Source organism: Ferribacterium limneticum (assembly GCF_020510625.1).
Lineage (GTDB): Bacteria > Pseudomonadota > Gammaproteobacteria > Burkholderiales > Rhodocyclaceae > Azonexus > Azonexus limneticus_A.
This window is the reverse complement of sequence record NZ_CP075191.1, coordinates 220,384-237,697: the sequence shown is the minus strand read 5'-3', so window position 1 is coordinate 237,697 and position 17,314 is coordinate 220,384. Positions and strand designations below refer to the sequence as shown.

General features: G+C 56.0%; 13 protein-coding genes. 3 read left to right on the top strand and 10 right to left on the bottom strand.

Features of this window, described 5'->3' with window-relative positions; all coding sequences use genetic code 11:
- Nucleotides 1-40: 40 nt before the first annotated feature.
- From KI617_RS01150 to KI617_RS01110, 9 genes are all read right to left on the bottom strand, one after another.
- The gene (locus tag KI617_RS01150; protein WP_226449881.1) at nucleotides 41-1,507 is read right to left on the bottom strand and encodes a glutamate synthase subunit beta; all 1,467 of its coding nucleotides are present in this window, start codon (nucleotides 1,505-1,507) and stop codon (nucleotides 41-43) included.
- Nucleotides 1,507-6,141: a glutamate synthase-related protein gene (locus tag KI617_RS01145; RefSeq protein WP_226449879.1), complete on the bottom strand. Its 4,635-nt coding sequence runs from the start codon at nucleotides 6,139-6,141 to the stop codon at nucleotides 1,507-1,509. Before KI617_RS01145 ends, KI617_RS01150 begins: the two co-directional genes overlap by 1 nt.
- 172 nt (nucleotides 6,142-6,313) lie before the next feature.
- Nucleotides 6,314-7,423, bottom strand: coding sequence for a 3-dehydroquinate synthase (gene aroB, locus KI617_RS01140; RefSeq protein ID WP_226449877.1), 1,110 nt, complete (start codon nucleotides 7,421-7,423; stop codon nucleotides 6,314-6,316).
- Complete coding sequence (locus KI617_RS01135; protein WP_226449875.1) at nucleotides 7,411-7,902, bottom strand: shikimate kinase; 492 nt, start codon at nucleotides 7,900-7,902, stop codon at nucleotides 7,411-7,413. The genes aroB and KI617_RS01135 overlap by 13 nt, the downstream gene beginning before the upstream one ends.
- Before the next feature lie 116 nt (nucleotides 7,903-8,018).
- The gene (gene pilQ, locus KI617_RS01130; RefSeq protein WP_226449873.1) at nucleotides 8,019-10,187 is read right to left on the bottom strand and encodes a type IV pilus secretin family protein; all 2,169 of its coding nucleotides are present in this window, start codon (nucleotides 10,185-10,187) and stop codon (nucleotides 8,019-8,021) included.
- Nucleotides 10,184-10,717, bottom strand: coding sequence for a pilus assembly protein PilP (locus KI617_RS01125; protein ID WP_226449870.1), 534 nt, complete (start codon nucleotides 10,715-10,717; stop codon nucleotides 10,184-10,186). The genes pilQ and KI617_RS01125 overlap by 4 nt, the downstream gene beginning before the upstream one ends.
- Nucleotides 10,718-10,725: 8 nt before the next feature.
- Nucleotides 10,726-11,409: a type IV pilus inner membrane component PilO gene (locus KI617_RS01120; RefSeq protein ID WP_226449869.1), complete on the bottom strand. Its 684-nt coding sequence runs from the start codon at nucleotides 11,407-11,409 to the stop codon at nucleotides 10,726-10,728.
- Entirely contained in the window at nucleotides 11,406-11,975 is a 570-nt protein-coding gene (locus KI617_RS01115; protein WP_226449868.1) for a PilN domain-containing protein, read from the bottom strand. Before KI617_RS01115 ends, KI617_RS01120 begins: the two co-directional genes overlap by 4 nt.
- Complete coding sequence (locus tag KI617_RS01110; protein ID WP_226449866.1) at nucleotides 11,972-13,057, bottom strand: pilus assembly protein PilM; 1,086 nt, start codon at nucleotides 13,055-13,057, stop codon at nucleotides 11,972-11,974. Before KI617_RS01110 ends, KI617_RS01115 begins: the two co-directional genes overlap by 4 nt.
- Before the next feature lie 241 nt (nucleotides 13,058-13,298).
- On the opposite strand from KI617_RS01110, the gene KI617_RS01105 reads away from it, so the two are divergent.
- Nucleotides 13,299-15,533: a penicillin-binding protein 1A gene (locus KI617_RS01105; RefSeq protein ID WP_226449864.1), complete on the top strand. Its 2,235-nt coding sequence runs from the start codon at nucleotides 13,299-13,301 to the stop codon at nucleotides 15,531-15,533.
- On the opposite strand, the gene cyaY is transcribed toward KI617_RS01105, so the two are convergent.
- On the bottom strand, nucleotides 15,534-15,851 hold the full coding sequence (gene cyaY, locus KI617_RS01100; RefSeq protein ID WP_226449862.1) for an iron donor protein CyaY: 318 nt from the start codon (nucleotides 15,849-15,851) through the stop codon (nucleotides 15,534-15,536). It abuts the gene before it with no gap.
- Between the two features lie 41 nt (nucleotides 15,852-15,892).
- Between cyaY and lptM the strand changes: the two genes are divergently transcribed.
- Nucleotides 15,893-16,054 carry an LPS translocon maturation chaperone LptM gene (lptM, locus tag KI617_RS01095; protein WP_226449860.1) on the top strand — a complete coding sequence of 54 codons (162 nt, stop codon included), beginning with the start codon at nucleotides 15,893-15,895 and terminating at the stop codon, nucleotides 16,052-16,054.
- Nucleotides 16,051-17,313: a diaminopimelate decarboxylase gene (gene lysA, locus KI617_RS01090; RefSeq protein ID WP_226449858.1), complete on the top strand. Its 1,263-nt coding sequence runs from the start codon at nucleotides 16,051-16,053 to the stop codon at nucleotides 17,311-17,313. The genes lptM and lysA overlap by 4 nt, the downstream gene beginning before the upstream one ends.
- Nucleotide 17,314 lies beyond the last annotated feature (1 nt).

The window sequence follows — 17,314 nt, the reverse complement described above, 5'->3', positions numbered from 1 at the left end:
CATCTTCTCAGATGCGGGGCTTTTCAGGATCAGGCTTGATTTAACGCGGCAGCGTCGTCGAGCCCATCAGGAAGGCATCCACTTCACGCGCTGCCTGACGGCCTTCACGGATCGCCCAGACCACGAGCGACTGGCCACGACGCACGTCACCGGCGGCGTAAACCTTGTCCACGTTGGTCTTGTAGCAACCCTCGCCATCGGTCGTTGCCTTGGCATTCTGGCGCGCATCCTTTTCGACGCCAAAAGCCTCGAGCAAGCCGCCAACCGGGTTGGTAAAGCCCATGGCCAGGAAGGCGTTGTCGCACGGCAGTTCGAACTCCGAACCGGCGACTTCGCTCATCTTGCCGTCCTTCCAGTCCAGACGAACGGCCTTTAGTGCCTTGACGTTGCCCTTGCCATCATCGACGAAACCCTTGGTCGCAACGGCGAAATCGCGGCTGCAGCCTTCATCGTGCGAAGAAGAAGTACGCAGCTTGTACGGCCAGTACGGCCAGGTCAGCGCCTTGTTTTCTTGTTCCGGCGGCATCGGCATCAGTTCGAACTGGGTGACCGAGGCTGCGCCATGGCGATTCGACGTACCGACGCAGTCAGAACCAGTATCGCCGCCACCAATGACGATGACGTGCTTGCCCTTGACGTTGATCGGATTGGCCTTGCCCTGCTGAACTTCCTTGTTCTGCGGAATCAGGAACTCGAGCGCAGCGTAGATGCCCTTCAGCTCGCGGCCCTGCACCGGCAGATCGCGCGGCACTTCAGAGCCGGCAGCCAGAATCACCGCATCGAAATCTTTCTTCAACTGGTCGGCCGAAACGAACTCGGTGGCATCGTTGTTGATGCCGGCCGGCACGTTCTTGTCACCGATCACGACCTTGGTCTTGAAGGTGACGCCTTCGGCTTCCATCTGGGCAACACGGCGATCAATGACCGTTTTTTCCAGCTTGAAGTCGGGAATGCCGTAGCCAAGCAGGCCGCCGAGACGGTCGCTCTTTTCGAACACGGTCACGTCATGACCGACACGCGCCAGTTGCTGGGCAGCAGCCAGACCCGCCGGGCCGGAACCCACGACGGCAACCTTCTTGCCGGTCTTGGTCTTCGGCGGCTGCGGCACAACCCAGCCCGACTCCCAGCCCTTGTCGATGATGAAATGCTCAATCGACTTGATACCGACCGGTGCCGCGTTGATGCCCAGCGTACAGGCAGCTTCGCAAGGCGCCGGACAGATGCGGCCGGTGAAATCCGGGAAGTTGTTGGTGGAGTGCAGCACATCCAGCGCCTGCTTCCAGTTGCCGCGGTAAACCAGGTCATTCCAGTCCGGAATGATGTTGTTCACCGGGCAGCCGTTATTGCAGAACGGGATGCCACAGTCCATACAGCGTGCGCCCTGAACCTTGGCATCGTCGTCGTTCAGCGTATGCACGAACTCCTTGTAATGCTTCAGGCGTTGTTCAACCGGGTCGTAGCTCTCGTTGAGACGCTCAAACTCCATGAAGCCAGTCGGCTTGCCCATTATGCGGCCTCCTTCTGTGCAGCAGCCATCTCGGTGAGGGCGCGCTTGTACTCGTGCGGATAAACTTTGACAAACTTCTCGCGGTAAGCATCCCAGTTGGCCAGGATAGCCTTGGCGGTCGCGCTGCCGGTATATTCGGCGTGACGGGTCACCAGTTCCTTGAGTTGCGTTTCGTCGGCGATGCCACGATGCAATGGCTCACCGGCAGCGTGACGGCTGGCCGGCAGAACTTTCTCGAGTGCCACCTGAGCGAGATTGCAACGGCTCTTGAAACCACCGTCCTCATCCAGCACATAAGCGATGCCACCCGACATACCGGCCGCAAAGTTACGCCCGGTCATGCCCAGCACGGCCACCGTACCGCCAGTCATGTATTCGCAGCCATGGTCACCGACACCTTCGACCACTGCCGTGGCGCCGGAGTTGCGGACGCAGAAGCGCTCGCCACCAACGCCAGCCAGGTAGGCTTCGCCATCGGTTGCACCGTACATCACGGTATTGCCGCAGATGATGTTCTGCTGCGTATCGCCACGGAAATCGGGGCTCGGCTTGATGATCAGACGACCGCCCGACAGACCCTTGCCCACATAATCATTGCCTTCACCGGTCAGCTCCAGCGTCACGCCCTTGGCCAGGAAAGCACCGAAGGCCTGGCCGGCAGTACCGGTCAGCTTGACGTGAATGGTGTCGTCCGGCAGGCCGTCGTTGCCGTAGCGACGAGCGACTTCACCCGACAGCATGGTGCCGCAGGTACGATTGACGTTGATGATCTTGGTCTCGATCTGGACCTTCTGGCCCTTTTCGAGGGCTGGCTTGGCCTGCTCGATCAACTTGTGGTCGAGCGCCTTTTCCAGACCGTGATCCTGAGTTTCAGTATGGCGACGCGAAACTTCGGCCGGCACGTTCGGCTGATAGAACACCTTGGAGAAGTCCAGTCCCTTGGCCTTCCAGTGTTCGATACCGGCACGGGTGTCGAGCAGATCGGCACGGCCGACCAGATCGTCAAACTTGCGAATGCCGAGCTCAGCCATGATTTCGCGAACTTCTTCAGCAACAAAGAAGAAGTAATTGACGACATGTTCCGGCTGACCGGAGAAGCGCTGACGGAGTACCGGATCCTGGGTGGCGACACCAACCGGACAGGTATTCAGGTGGCACTTGCGCATCATGACGCAGCCTTCGACCACCAGCGGTGCAGTGGCGAAGCCGAATTCGTCGGCGCCGAGCAGCGCACCGACAACGACGTCACGACCGGTCTTCATCTGGCCATCGACCTGAACGCGGATACGCGAACGCAGACGATTCAGGACCAGGGTCTGCTGGGTCTCGGACAGACCGAGTTCCCATGGCGTGCCGGCGTGCTTGATCGAAGATTGCGGCGAAGCGCCCGTACCGCCGTCGAAACCGGCGATCACGACGTGGTCGGCCTTGGCCTTGGCCACACCGGCAGCAACGGTACCAACACCGACTTCGGAAACCAGCTTGACAGAGATCGAAGCACGCGAGTTGGCGTTCTTAAGGTCGTGAATCAGCTGGGCCAGATCCTCAATCGAGTAGATGTCGTGATGCGGCGGCGGCGAAATCAGGCCGACGCCCGGCACCGAGTGACGCAGGAAGCCGATGTACTCGGAAACCTTGTGACCCGGCAACTGGCCACCCTCGCCCGGCTTGGCGCCTTGCGCCATCTTGATCTGGATCTGGTCGGCGTTGACCAGATACTCGGTAGTGACACCGAAACGACCGGAGGCGACCTGCTTGATCGCCGAACGCAGGGAATCGCCGTCCTTGAATTGATAGTCACGCTCAATGCGCGAGGCACCAATGATTTCGGACAGCTTCTGACCCGCCTTGATCGGCAGGAAACGCTTGGCATCCTCGCCACCTTCACCGGTATTCGACTTGCCGCCGATACGGTTCATGGCAATCGCCAGCGTGGTGTGCGCTTCGGTCGAGATCGAACCGAGCGACATGGCACCGGTAGCGAAGCGCCTGACGATCTCCTTGGCCGACTCGACTTCTTCCAGCGGAATCGCTGCGCCTTGCGGCTTGAAGTCGAACAGGCCGCGCAGGGTCAGGTGACGCTTGGTCTGATCGTTGATCAGCTTGGCGTATTCCTTGTAAGTTTCATACTGGCCGGAACGGGTCGAGTGCTGCAGCTTGGCGATGGAATCCGGCGTCCACAGATGCTCTTCACCACGGATGCGGTAAGCGTACTCGCCACCGGCATCCAGCATGTTGGCCAGCACAGGATCAGCGGAGAAGGCTTCATTGTGCAAACGAATGGACTCTTCGGCCACCTCGAAGACACCAATACCCTCAATGTTCGACGGCGTACCGGTGAAATACTTCTCAACGAAGGCCTTTTGCAGACCAATCGCTTCGAAGATCTGGGCACCGGTGTAGGACATGTAGGTGGAGATACCCATCTTCGACATGACCTTGTTCAAGCCCTTGCCGATAGCCTTGATGAAGTTCTTGGTGAACTTCTCGGCCTTCTCGGCATCGCCCTTGGCCAGACCTTCGATGGTTTCGAGGGCCAGGTACGGGTGAACCGCTTCGGCACCGTAACCACCGAGCAAGGCGAAATGATGGACTTCGCGGGCGGAGCCTGTCTCGACCACCAGACCGGCGCTGGTGCGCAGGCCCTTCTTGACCAGATGCTGATGGATGGCAGAAGTCGCCAGCAGCGCCGGAATGGCCACGTGCTCGGCATCGATCTTGCGGTCGGAGACGATCAGGATGTTGGCACCGGAACGAACCGCGTCCTCGGCATCTGCCGCCAGCGAAGCCAGACGGGCTTCAACACCATCCTTGCCCCAGGCAACGGGATAGCAGATATCCAGTTCGAAGGAACGGAACTTGTCGGAGGTGTACTTGCCAATATTGCGCAGCTTTTCCATGTCAGCAAAGGACAGGACAGGTTGCGACACCTCGAGACGGATCGGCGGATTGATATCACTCGTGTTCAGCAGGTTCGGCTTCGGCCCAATGAAGGACACCAGCGACATGACCAGTTCTTCGCGAATCGGATCGATCGGCGGATTGGTCACCTGAGCGAACAGCTGCTTGAAGTAAGCGTAGAGCGTCTTGTTCTTACTGGACAGGACCGGCAAAGCCGAATCGGTGCCCATGGACCCGCTAGCTTCTTCGCCATTCAGCACCATCGGCTCAAGAATGACCTTGACGTCCTCTTGGGTGTAGCCGAAAGCTTGCTGGCGATCGAGCAGGGAGGCTGAAGATTCAGCGCACTTTTCGGCGGCCGCCGGCACTTCGTCGAGCTTGATGCGGATCTTTTCGATCCACTCGCGATATGGCTTGGCGTTGGCCAGCGAGTTCTTCAACTCCTGGTCATCGATGATGCGGCCTTGTTCCATATCGATCAGGAACATCTTGCCCGGCTGCAGACGCCACTTCTTGACGATTTTCTTTTCCGGAATCGGCAGCACGCCAGATTCGGAAGCCATGACCACGAGGTCATCGTCAGTCACCAGATAACGGGCTGGACGCAGGCCATTGCGATCCAGCGTTGCGCCGATCTGGCGGCCATCGGTGAATGCCACCGCAGCGGGGCCGTCCCACGGCTCCATCATCGCAGCATGGTATTCGTAGAAGGCGCGACGGTTCTCGTCCATCGTCGTGTGCTTTTCCCAGGCTTCCGGGATCATCAGCATCACGGCTTGGGCCAGCGAGTAGCCGCCGCCCATGACCAGCAGTTCGAGCGCATTGTCGAAAGAAGCAGAGTCAGACTGACCGGGGTAATGCAGCGGCCAGACCTTCTTCAGGTCGTCGCCGAGAATCGGCGAAGAAATCGCCTGTTCACGAGCCTTGAACCAATTGACGTTGCCGCGCACCGTGTTGATCTCGCCGTTGTGGGCGATATAGCGGAACGGGTGAGCCAGATCCCAGGTCGGGAAGGTATTGGTCGAAAACCGCTGGTGCACAAGCGCGAGAGCAGAAACAGTACGCTTGTCCTGCAGGTCGGCGTAGTACACACCGACCTGGTCGGCCAGCAGCAAACCTTTGTAGTTGACCGTGCGCGCCGAGAAAGACGGCACATAGAATTCCTGGCCATGCTTCAGTTTCAGCGACTTGATGGCGTTGGCAGCGCGACGGCGAATGATGTACAGCTTGCGTTCGAGCGCGTCGGTCACGAAAACATCTGGACCACGACCAACGAAGATCTGGCGAATGACCGGTTCTTTGGCCTTGACGGTCGGCGACATCGGCATATCGGCATTGACCGGTACATCACGCCAGCCAAGGACAACCTGACCTTCGGCCTTGACCGAACGCTCGATCTCTTCGACGCAAGCGTGGCGCGAAGCGGCTTCTTGCGGCAGGAAAACCATGCCGACACCGTACTCGCCATTCGGCGGCAGCTCGAGGCCCTGCTTGGCCATTTCCTCGCGATAGAACTGATCCGGAATCTGGATCAGGATACCGGCACCGTCACCCTGCAACGGATCGGCACCAACGGCACCGCGGTGATCCAGATTCTTCAGGATCAACAAACCCTGCTCGACGATGCTGTGACTTTTCTGGCCTTTAAAATGGGCAACAAAGCCCACGCCGCAAGCGTCGTGCTCGTTGGCTGGGTCGTACAAACCCTGCCGCTCAGGTACTGCCGGTTCCATCACACGCGTTCCTTCAAATAACTTGGCCGGTGACTAAAGGCCAATGGTCAAAAAAGCCGCACGTCATATTTGACGTTACGGCCTGTACGAAAATTAGAGGCAACCATCAAATATACTGGCAAACCCCTGTCAATTCAAGATGCTGCGACGCACCAATCCGGCACTTCAACAGTCACACTTTCCCTGTTTGGGTGCATCGCGCCTCGATGGCGCCGACAATCTGTTCAGCAGATGCCACATCTGAAAGCACCGCCTCGCCAATTCCGCGGAGGAGCACCAAACGTAGCTTTCCGTCCTGCACCTTCTTGTCATGACTCATCAATTCAAGATAGCGAGCCCCACCAAGAGCCGGCCCCACGACAGGCAAACCAGCCCGGACGAATATTTTTTCTATCCGATCCAGGGCATCGTTACCAATCCAGCCCATCTGACATGACAATTCGGCTGCAATTAGCGTGCCGGCAGCTACCGCTTCACCGTGCAGCCATTCGCCGTAACCCAGTCCAGTTTCAATGGCGTGACCAAAGGTATGCCCGAGATTGAGTAGCGCGCGCTCGCCACTTTCGCGTTCATCAGCAGCAACCACTTCAGCCTTGTTGGCACAGGAGCGATGCACCGCATACGCCAATGCAGCTTTGTCGCGAAGCAGCAACTGTTCCAGGTTGCCCTCCAGCCACACGAAGAAATCCGGATCTCGAATCAAGCCATATTTGATGACTTCGGCCAGGCCGGCTTTCAATTCTCGGTCAGGCAAGGTATCGAGTGTCGAAAGATCGGCGAGCACCAGTCTGGGCTGATAGAAGGCGCCGATCATGTTCTTGCCCATCGGGTGATTGATGGCAGTTTTTCCGCCCACCGATGAATCAACTTGTGAAAGCAGCGTGGTTGGTACTTGAATAAACGGCATGCCGCGCTGATAGCAGGCTGCAGCAAATCCGCCCATATCACCGATAACGCCCCCACCAAGAGCAATCAGCGTGGTATTTCGCTCGCATCGGGCGCCTAACAAGGCATCGAATATCAGGTTAAGCGTTTCCCAGGTCTTGTACTGCTCACCGTCCGGCAAGACAACGGGCAGAGCCTCTATCCCACCTTTTTCGAGAGTCGAAAGAAGGGATTCCAGATAAAGCGGCGCCACCGTGGTGTTGGTTACCACAACCGCTTTTTTTTGGGCGATGTACGGCAGGATTAACTCCGGCTTGGACAAGACACCCGTTCCAATGTGTATCAAATAAGAACGTTCGCCCAAGGCAACATCGAGCGTTTGGGTCACTGTTTGCATAAGCGGTTGAATTCCCTCAACAAATACTGAACGATGCCAGAGGCAACCAGATGAGATCCATCGACCACGATATGTGCAGTCTCCCGATACAAGGGATCCCGGATCGAATGGAGTTCCTCGAGCTTGGCCAAAGGGTCCTCCACGTGCAATAGCGGTCGATTGCGATCATGCCGTGTACGTTCATACAAGAGCACCGGCGAGACGTTCAGGTATACGACCCAGCCCGTATCGTGTAATCGCTGGCGATTCTCTGGATTGATTACTACCCCACCACCTGTAGCCAAGACAATATTGTCATCAAGCGTGAGGTCATGAATCGTCTGCGCCTCTCGACGCCGAAACCCCTCTTCGCCCTCAATCTCGAAAATAGTCGGGATCGGCACCCCCGTCCGCTCAACGATCTCATGATCGGAATCGAAAAAAGGGCGGGTAAGCCGCCTAGCCAATTGGCGCCCAACAGTAGTTTTACCGGCACCCATCAACCCGACGAGATATATGTTTCGACGATGTTCCACAGTCGTGATTTTAGCTGAGTCTTAAGCTGAAACAAAAAAGGGCCGGCATTGCCGGCCCTTCATCGATCAATTTCGTTGCATCAATCAAAACGCATCTTGTCAGACATAAGTCGAGGCGTAATGAACACCAGCAACTCGCGCCGGTCCACCGATTCGCTTTTCGTCTTGAACAACCATCCAAGGACCGGGATATCACCCAGCAAAGGAACTTTGTTTACCGTGTTGCCTGATTTCGTTACAAAAACACCGCCAATAACCACAGTTCCACCATTCTCAACAACGACACTTGTCTCAACGATTGAACTCTTGATCGGCGGATTCAAGAAACCATTCACCGCGACCGCTCGCTCCCAATCTGGCTCCTCTTTCTTTACTACCAGCATCATCCTGACCGTTCCCTCTGGCGTAATTTGCGGCGTAACTTCCAATGATAACTTGGCGGGCTTGAAACTTACCGTATACGTCTGAGCAGCCCCAGCAGTAGCAGCTTGGGTTGTTATATACGGTACCTCAGTGCCATCTTCTATTTTGGCCTTGACGTTATTTGCCGTGATAACCCGCGGACTGGAAATAATTTTGCCGATTCCATCCTTCTCCAAGGCCGTCAATTCAAGATTCAATATCCGTGTTACGGATGCGTTGAAGAGCGACAGGGCCAAGGTGCCTCCACTTGAGGCACCAGAAGGGAGATTCACGCCAACCATTGAATTTTGCGTCAAGGTAGCAGGCGTCGTGGTAGTTCCACTAGTCACAGCGGGACTCATCTTGCCCCCCACTACATTCCAGCCGCTTCCACCAAGCTCATTTGCCTTTGAATTGATGAACCCTAGTTTGACACCTAGATCTCGGTTAAATGTGTCATTTGCTTCAACTACCCTGGCCTCAATCAAGACCTGCCTAGCCCCAATATCAATAGCCGCAATAAATGAACGAATCTCCTCAAGTTTAGAGGGAATATCGTTGATAAAAAGAATATTGGACATTGGATCAGCTACTGCACTACCCCTCTTACTTAGAATGCGCTGGGGGTTTGCTCCCCCCGAGCTGGCGACAGCCCCCCCAGCAATCGCGACCCCTGATAGCAAGCGTGCGACATCTGCAGATTTTTGATAATTCAGCTGAAATTGCTCTAATTTAAGCGGTTCCAATTCACTAATCTGCTGTTTTGACTCAAATTCCAATTTTTCGCGAGTTGCAATTTCATCACGCGGGGCGATCATGATGATGTTGCCTTTCTTCCGCATGTCCAGCCCCTTTTGCTGGAAAATGATGTCGATAACTTGGTCAGCAGGGACATCCTTCAGTACCAGCGTCGTCGTCCCAGTCACTGTTTCACTGATCACTGCATTCAGACCTAGCTCCTCTGCCATCAGACGCAAGAGCGCACGCACATCGCCATTCTGATAATTAATGCTAACTCGCGGCCCCTGATAACCTACTTTGGAGCCTTGGACCAACTTATTAGGATCTTCAACAACGCGCTTCACCTCAACGATAAACTGGTTGTCGCTCTGATAAGCGTTGTGCTCCCATAGCCCTTTTGGCGTAATAATCATCCGCACGTTGTCACCAAAGGCCTTGGTTTCTACTGTCGTCACGGGGGTTGCGAAATCAGTGACGTCCAGTTTTCGACGCAGGCGGTCAGGGATATTGGTTTTCATGAAATCAACAATCAGGTTTGCTCCCTGTTGCCGAATATCGATACCCGTTCCTGTATCACTTAGATCGACAACAATGCGACCCTCGCCACCTTTGCCGCGACGAAACACTACATCATTAACTGCGTGCCTACTGCCGACCAAGCTTTCCTCAGCAAACCTAGTAGCACGCTGAGCCGTCGAGTCCGCCAAGCGCTCAATCGGTGAAAGCGTTACGTATAGCGCCTTCCCATCCAGACGTGTCTTGTAATTCATATTCCGGACAAGATTGAGGACCACACGAGTGCGGTCACCCACTTGAACAACATTCATGCTGCGCAGATCGCCTTGGTTAAAAACCTGACTATTTTTACCCAAGCCATTGGCCGTTGACTGAAAGTCCAATGCTATTTTGGCAGGATTAGCGACGCTGAACCCTGGGGGAGGCGAAGCAAGCGCCTCTTTTAAGTCAATCCGCAATGCAACTTCGTTCCCTTGTTGCGCCACATTGACAGATTCAATCGCATTTGAAGGCAATGTTTCCGCGTTCACAGAAGAGACTACGGCAAGGCAGGCCAAGGCAGTAGCCATCGCATAGTTTATGAATTTCATTTCTTGCTTCCCTCCTTGCTCTGCAGGTAGAGCGAGCTCTTGCGCTCAGTCCAATCCCCAGCAGAATCCTGAATCAATTCCCGCAATTGCACTTCCGTATCGGAAACCTGCGTCACCATACCGAAGTCAAGCCCCATGTAGTCACCGACTTTTATCTGCTTGACCTTATCTTCCACCTGAATCACGGCCATTGGACGCTTATTGACGTTCATGTAGCCGATCATCTTCAGGGATTCGATCGGATACTTTTCGAGCAAGCTATTCCGTACCTCGCGCGCCTCGAAATCGGGCTGGAATGCCCCCCCTTTTCCAGCCACCTGCTTGTATTTCGATTCCGGCTCGATTTTGCTGGCCTTGAATGGATCTAACGCGCCCTCAACATCATACGGAACAGGTTCGTAGGGCTTCACCTCAGGTAACTTGGGAATATTCCCGCGTAGGTCCTTGGTGTTTTCCGCCATCCATTGCTTCAAATCTTCGTGGTCACTCCCGGAGCAAGCCCCCAGAGCGCCATACAGGGCGATGAGCAATATCCGTTTCACTTCTTCGCTCCTTGCTCTGCCTTCTTCTGTTGCTCGGCTTTTTTCTGCTTGGCGATTTCTTCGTCATCCAGATAGCGGAATGTCTTTGTTGTCGCATCAAGAGAGAGCTGACCGCCCTCTTTAACGGAAGTGATTGCTATATTGTTCAGCGTTACGATGCGCGGAAGTTTCGCGATATCAGCGGCAAATGCGCCGAAGTCATGGTAGCCGCCATTAATTTTCACTGTAATCGGCAGTTCGGCGTAGAAATCCTTGACTTGCTCCTGGCCAGGCTTGAAGAGCTCAAACTGCAAACCGCGCCCTAAGCCAGCCTGGTTAACCTCAATCAACAGCGCCTCGATCTCGGATTTGTCTGGTAGCTGCTTTAACAGGGCACCAAAAGAACGGTCAATTTCAGCCAACTGCTGGATATAGAGATCCAGATTCACCGCCTGGCGCTTCTTATCCAGAAATTGCTGCTTCAAGGTCTGCTCTTCATTTTCTTTGGACTCCAATTCAATCAACTGATCATTCCAGACGAACCACCAGCCAGCCAGCAAAATTGCCGCAAATAAACCGACAAGAACTGTCGCCTTTGGAACCAGTGGCCACGAACCCGGATCATTCGGGTTTAAGAAACGAAAATCGTCTGTGATCGATTGAAAATCGAAATTGGGCAGGGATATGGACTTGGCGTTCATTTTTTACCCTTCACGTCGTCTGGTTTCACTCGGGTCATGACGAAATTCATTCCGAACTCGTAAACCCTGCGACCATTGACAACTACCGCCTTGCTTTCGACCAACTGCGGCTGCTCCAGCCAAGGGGATGCTTCCAAATTACGCATCAGCGCTGAAATACGGGCATTTGACTGGGCATGACCGATAACATTGATTTTCAGGCCATCCTGCTTCACCGCTTTTAGATAAATACCCTCTGGAACCTGCTTGACCAGTTCGCTGAGCAGATAAACAGTCTCACCGCGATCACGCTGTAAGTTTTCAATAACCTGCTTTCGTGACAACAATGCCTGTGTCTGCTCTTTCAGGCGCTTGATCTGATCCAGTTGCTTGTCAAGAACTGCAATTTCCTTCTTGAGGAAGTCATTTGCCCCCTCTTGGTTGGTGATCGCACCACCAATCAGGGTGTAGCCGGCAAAGACGATCAGGGCACCCAAAATAGAAACCAACCCGACCAATACGAAAAACTGTTCGCGCCTAGCTTTTTTTGCCTCTTCGCGATGCGGCAGAAGATTGATGCGAATCATGATGGATCAAACCTCCGCAAAGCCAAGCCGCAGGCCACCATCAGCGACGAGGCGTCGGCTAAAAGGCTCTTCGCACGCACGCGGTCGGACAGCACCATGTTGGCAAACGGGTTGGCAATCAGGGTATTAACTTGCGTTCTAGTCGCAACAACTTCATCGATGCCGGGGATTACTGCGCACCCTCCCGCGAGAACGATGTGATCAACCTGGTTGTATTGAGTCGAAGTAAAGAAGAATTGCAAGGCACGCGAAACCTCGAGCGCCAAATTTTCCATGAACGGGTTCAGCAACTCCACCTCGTAACCTTCAGGCAGATTTCCCGCTCTTTTGGCCGCCTCGGCATCTTCGAAGCTCATGCCGTAGTGACGCGCTATATCTTGCGTTAATTGACCGCCACCAAAAGCCTGCTCACGGGCATATACCTGCTGGCCATTTCTGAGCACGGTCAAGTTCATCACATTGGCGCCGGCATCGATCATGGCGACGACCTGATTCTTGCCGGATTCTGGCAACTGGCGCTCAATCAACTCAAACGCAGCCAACACTGCGAAAGACTCGACATCAACCACCATGGCTTTGAGCCCGGCCGCATCGGCAACAGCTACGCGATCTTCGACGCGTTCTTTTTTGGATGCTGCGATCAGGACTTCAAGCTCATCGGGCACTGCGGGGGCCGGTCCGATCACCTGATAATCCAGATTAACTTCGTCGATCGAAAACGGAATGTACTGATTCGCCTCCGTTTCGACCTGAGCCTCAAGCTCGTCATCCCGCAGCCCCGCCGGAACAATGATTTTCTTGGTGATGACCGCAGAACCTGGCAGAGCCATGGCGACATTGCGAGTCGACGTTCCCATGCGCTTCCACGCACGCTTCACGCAGTCGACAACGCCATCCAGGTTGGCGATATTGCCATCGGACACCGCATCCTTGGGCAACACCTCAATGGTGTAGCGCTCAACGCGATAGCCGTCCTTCCCGTTTGCGGTCAACTCAACCATCTTTACGGCGGACGAACTTATGTCCAACCCGAACAAGGGACGCGCCTTGGGATTTAACAACGCTGAGATATCGAAGCCCACCAGACCCCCAAAAAGTCCTTACGGATTACGAAGTTACGAAAATAACCAATAATTCACTTCAGATGCTAACAACAACCTATAGGCATGTAAAGCAATTTCACGACCGAAAAATAGCGCGGCGTATAATCTGCGCAACTTCAATTTTGCAGCCCAAACCGCCGTGTTTTCAGCCCATCCAACGCTACGCCTGATCCTTTATCCCCTCATATTGCTGGTTGGACTTGTCGCCATCGGCGTCGCGATGGCATTGATTGTCCTCATTCTGGCCTATCCAAACCTCCCGTCGCTTGAAGTGTTGACCGACTACCGCCCAAAGATTCCTTTGCGTGTGTATACAGCTGACGGCTTCCTGATCGGCGAATACGGCGAGGAGCGCCGCGCGGTGGTTGCGATCAAGGACGTGCCACCAATCATGAAGCAGGCCATTCTGGCCGCTGAGGATGATCGCTTTTATCAGCATGGCGGCATCGATTACACCGGAATCCTGCGCGCAGCTGGCGCAAATTTGATTGGTGGCGGCAAACGCCAAGGCGCATCGACCATTACCCAGCAGGTCGCCAGGAACTTCTTTTTGACCGGCGAAAAGACCTACACGCGCAAACTTTACGAGGCACTTCTCTCTTTCAAGATAGAAAGCAACCTGACGAAAGACCAGATTTTCGAGCTGTACATCAACCAGATTTTCCTTGGTCAGCGCGCCTATGGATTTGCCGCGGCCGCCCAGATTTATTTCGGCAAGCCGCTGAAAGATATTTCGATTGCCGAAGCGGCCATGCTGGCCGGCTTGCCGAAGGCACCATCGGCCTACAACCCGGTGGTGAACCCGACTCGGGCCAGACTTCGCCAACAATACGTACTGCGCCGCATGCATGAACTGGGGCATATCTCGGAAACCCAACACGCCGCCGCCCTGAAAGAGCCGCTGATCGTCAAGCGCGAACTGGCGGGCTACGCCGTTCATGCCGAATATGTCGCCGAAATGGCTCGCCAGATCACGGCGGAACGCTTTCCGGAAGAGGTTTACTCCCGCGGGATGAAGGTTTACACGACGCTAATCAAAGCCGAGCAGGAAGCCGCCTACAACAGCCTGCGGAAAGGCGTCATGGACTACGACCGACGGCACGGCTACCGGGGCGCCGAATCCTATCTGGACATGAAGGACATCAAGTCCGACCAGGATGAGGCGATCGACGAAGCGCTTCAGGACATCTCCGACACGGGGGATCTGATCCCCGCCCTGGTGCTGTCGGCCGACGCCAAACAAATCAAGGCTTACCGCAAGGGCGGCGAAGTCGTGACACTGACTGGCGATGCGATGAAATTCGCTGCCAAGATGCTCGACGACAAGGCTCCGCCGAACAAGCGCCTGAAACGTAGCGCCATCATTCGCCTGCAGAAGGACGACAAGGGTGGCTGGCAGATCAGCCAGTTGCCGGAAGTCGAGTCTGCATTCGTCGCGGTCGATCCAAAAGATGGAGCCATTCGCGCCCTGGTCGGCGGTTTCGATTTCAATCGCAACAAATTCAACCATGTCACGCAGGCCTGGCGGCAGCCAGGTTCCAGTTTCAAACCATTCATCTACTCGGCCTCGCTGGAAAAGGGTTTCAGCCCGAACAGCGTGATTGCCGATGAACCAATCGTCATTCCGGCTAGCCAGACCGGCACCCAGGCTTGGGAGCCGCATAACTACGATGGCAAGTACGAAGGCCCGATGAAGATGCGCACGGCACTGGCCAAATCGAAGAACATGGTATCGATCCGCATCCTGCAGGCTATCGGCACGAACTACGCTCAGGACTACGCCGGACGCTTCGGCTTCGATCCCGCCAAGCATCCACCCTATCTGACCATGGCGCTAGGTGCCGGATCAGTCACCCCATGGCAGATGGTCACCGCCTATTCCGTGTTTGCCAACGGCGGCTTCAAGGTCAATCCATTCGTCGTCCGCGAAATTCGTGACGAACGCGAGCAGGTCCTGGCCCGCTCCGCCGAGATCGAAGCCGGTAGTGACACTATCCGGGTCATTGACCCACGCAACGCCTTCATGATGGATACCATGCTGCGCGACGTCGCCATCTACGGTACTGCAGCCAAGGCATCGGCGATTCTGAAGCGTCAGGATCTGGCCGGCAAGACCGGAACAACAAACGAGTATGTCGACGCCTGGTTCTGCGGTTATCAGATGACAGTCGCCGGTTGCGCCTGGATTGGCTTCGACCAGCCGAGAAAACTGGGAGACAAGGAAACTGGTGGCACGGCGGCACTACCGATCTGGATCGGCTACATGGCGCGCGCCCTCAAGGACGTACCAATGCAGGTACAGCAAGCGCCGGAAGGTCTCATTGCCTATGGCGAAGGGCGTGACCGAAGCTACGTCTACGCCGAGAACGCCGCCAATGAGCGTACGCCTGAAGAGGAAAGCCAGGATGCGACGCCGCTGCCCAAGCCAGACCTGAGTACGCCGCCCAGCGACTGATCAGCGCAGAACGATAGTCTCGCCGGCCTGCTGGCTGGCGAGCATCGACAGCTTTTCCATCAGTTCGGCGTTATCGCGGGTATCGCGCCAAGCGGTACCATCCCAGCGAAAATGGAAGCCGCCGGCACGGGCGGCTACCCAGATTTCCTTGGCGACACCGTGGCGATTGACAATGATCTTGCTGCGGTCGGCAAACTCGATTTCCAGCACGCCGCCCGGCGCCAGTTCGAAATCGAGATCGGCATCACAAGCCTCGAGTGCCGCATCAATCCGGGCCAGTACCTGTTCGGCCAATGCGTTGAATTCGCTGTCATCCATCGTGTGCTACCATCCCGCTCTTCGCTGACAGCGCTCCGAACATGTCCAGAATCGCCGCCTTACTGATCATTTTCAGCCTTGCTGCCTGTGGCATGAAAGGCCCGCTTGAACGGCCTTCCGGCCCGGCGCCGGAGCCGCTGCTCGGCAGCGGCAAGACAGCCGTCAAGGATGTTAGCACGACCACTCGCCCCCAAGCCCAATGACCGAATTTGCCCTGAATAACGGCGTCCTGCACGCCGAATCCGTTGCCCTGCCCGCCATCGCCGACCAGTTCGGGACGCCGGCCTATGTTTACTCCCGCACTGCGCTGGAAGCATCGCTGCGCGAATTCCATGATGTTCTCGGCGGCCATCCTGCCGGCAAAGGTGCCTTGGTCTGCTATGCCGTCAAGGCGAATTCCAATCTGGCCATCCTGAACGTCTTCGCCCGCCTCGGCGCCGGCTTTGACATCGTTTCCGGTGGCGAACTGCAGCGCGTGCTCGCCGCTGGTGCTGATCCGAAGAAGGTTGTTTTTTCCGGTGTTGGCAAGAAAGCCGAAGAGATGAAGCTGGCGCTGGAAGTCGGCATTTTCTGCTTCAACGTCGAATCCGCGCCTGAACTGGAACGCCTGAACGAAGTCGCCGGCCAGTGCGGCAAAAAGGCGCCGATCAGCCTGCGCGTCAATCCCAACGTCGACCCGAAGACGCACCCCTACATTTCTACCGGCCTCAAGGGAGCCAAATTCGGCGTCGCCTACGACAACGCACTTGCCCTCTATCGCCGTGCCGCTACCCTGCCGAACATCGAAGTCACCGGCATCGACTGCCATATCGGCTCGCAACTGCTCGACCCGTCGCCGTTCGTCGAAGCACTCGATCGCATTTTGGCCCTGGTCGACCAGATGGCGGCCGAAGGCATCCACATTCATCACCTCGACCTCGGTGGCGGCCTCGGCATAAAGTACAACGCCGAACAAGTGCAACCAACAGTGGCTTCCTACCTGACGCCGCTGCTCGATAAACTGGCCGGTCGCGGCCTGCAGGTCGTCCTCGAACCAGGCCGCCGACTGGTTGGCAATGCCGGCCTGCTGCTGACGCGCATCGAATATCTGAAGCAGGGCGAGGCCAAGAATTTCGCCATCATCGATGCCGCCATGAACGATTTGATGCGTCCGGCGCTGTACGAAGCCTGGCACGACATCCTGCCCGTCGTGCCGCGCGCCAGTGCTGCCACCGAATACGACGTCGTCGGCCCGGTTTGCGAAACTGGTGATTTTCTCGGTCAGGCCCGTCCGCTGGCCGTCGAAGCCGGCGACCTGCTGGCCGTGATGTCAGCCGGCGCCTACGGCATGGCCATGGCCTCGAACTACAACACCCGGCCGCGGGCGGTTGAAGTGATGGTCGATGGCGACCAGATCCATGTCATTCGCCAGCGTGAAACGGTCGAACAACTCTACGCCGGCGAGTCCATTCTCCCCAAGTGAG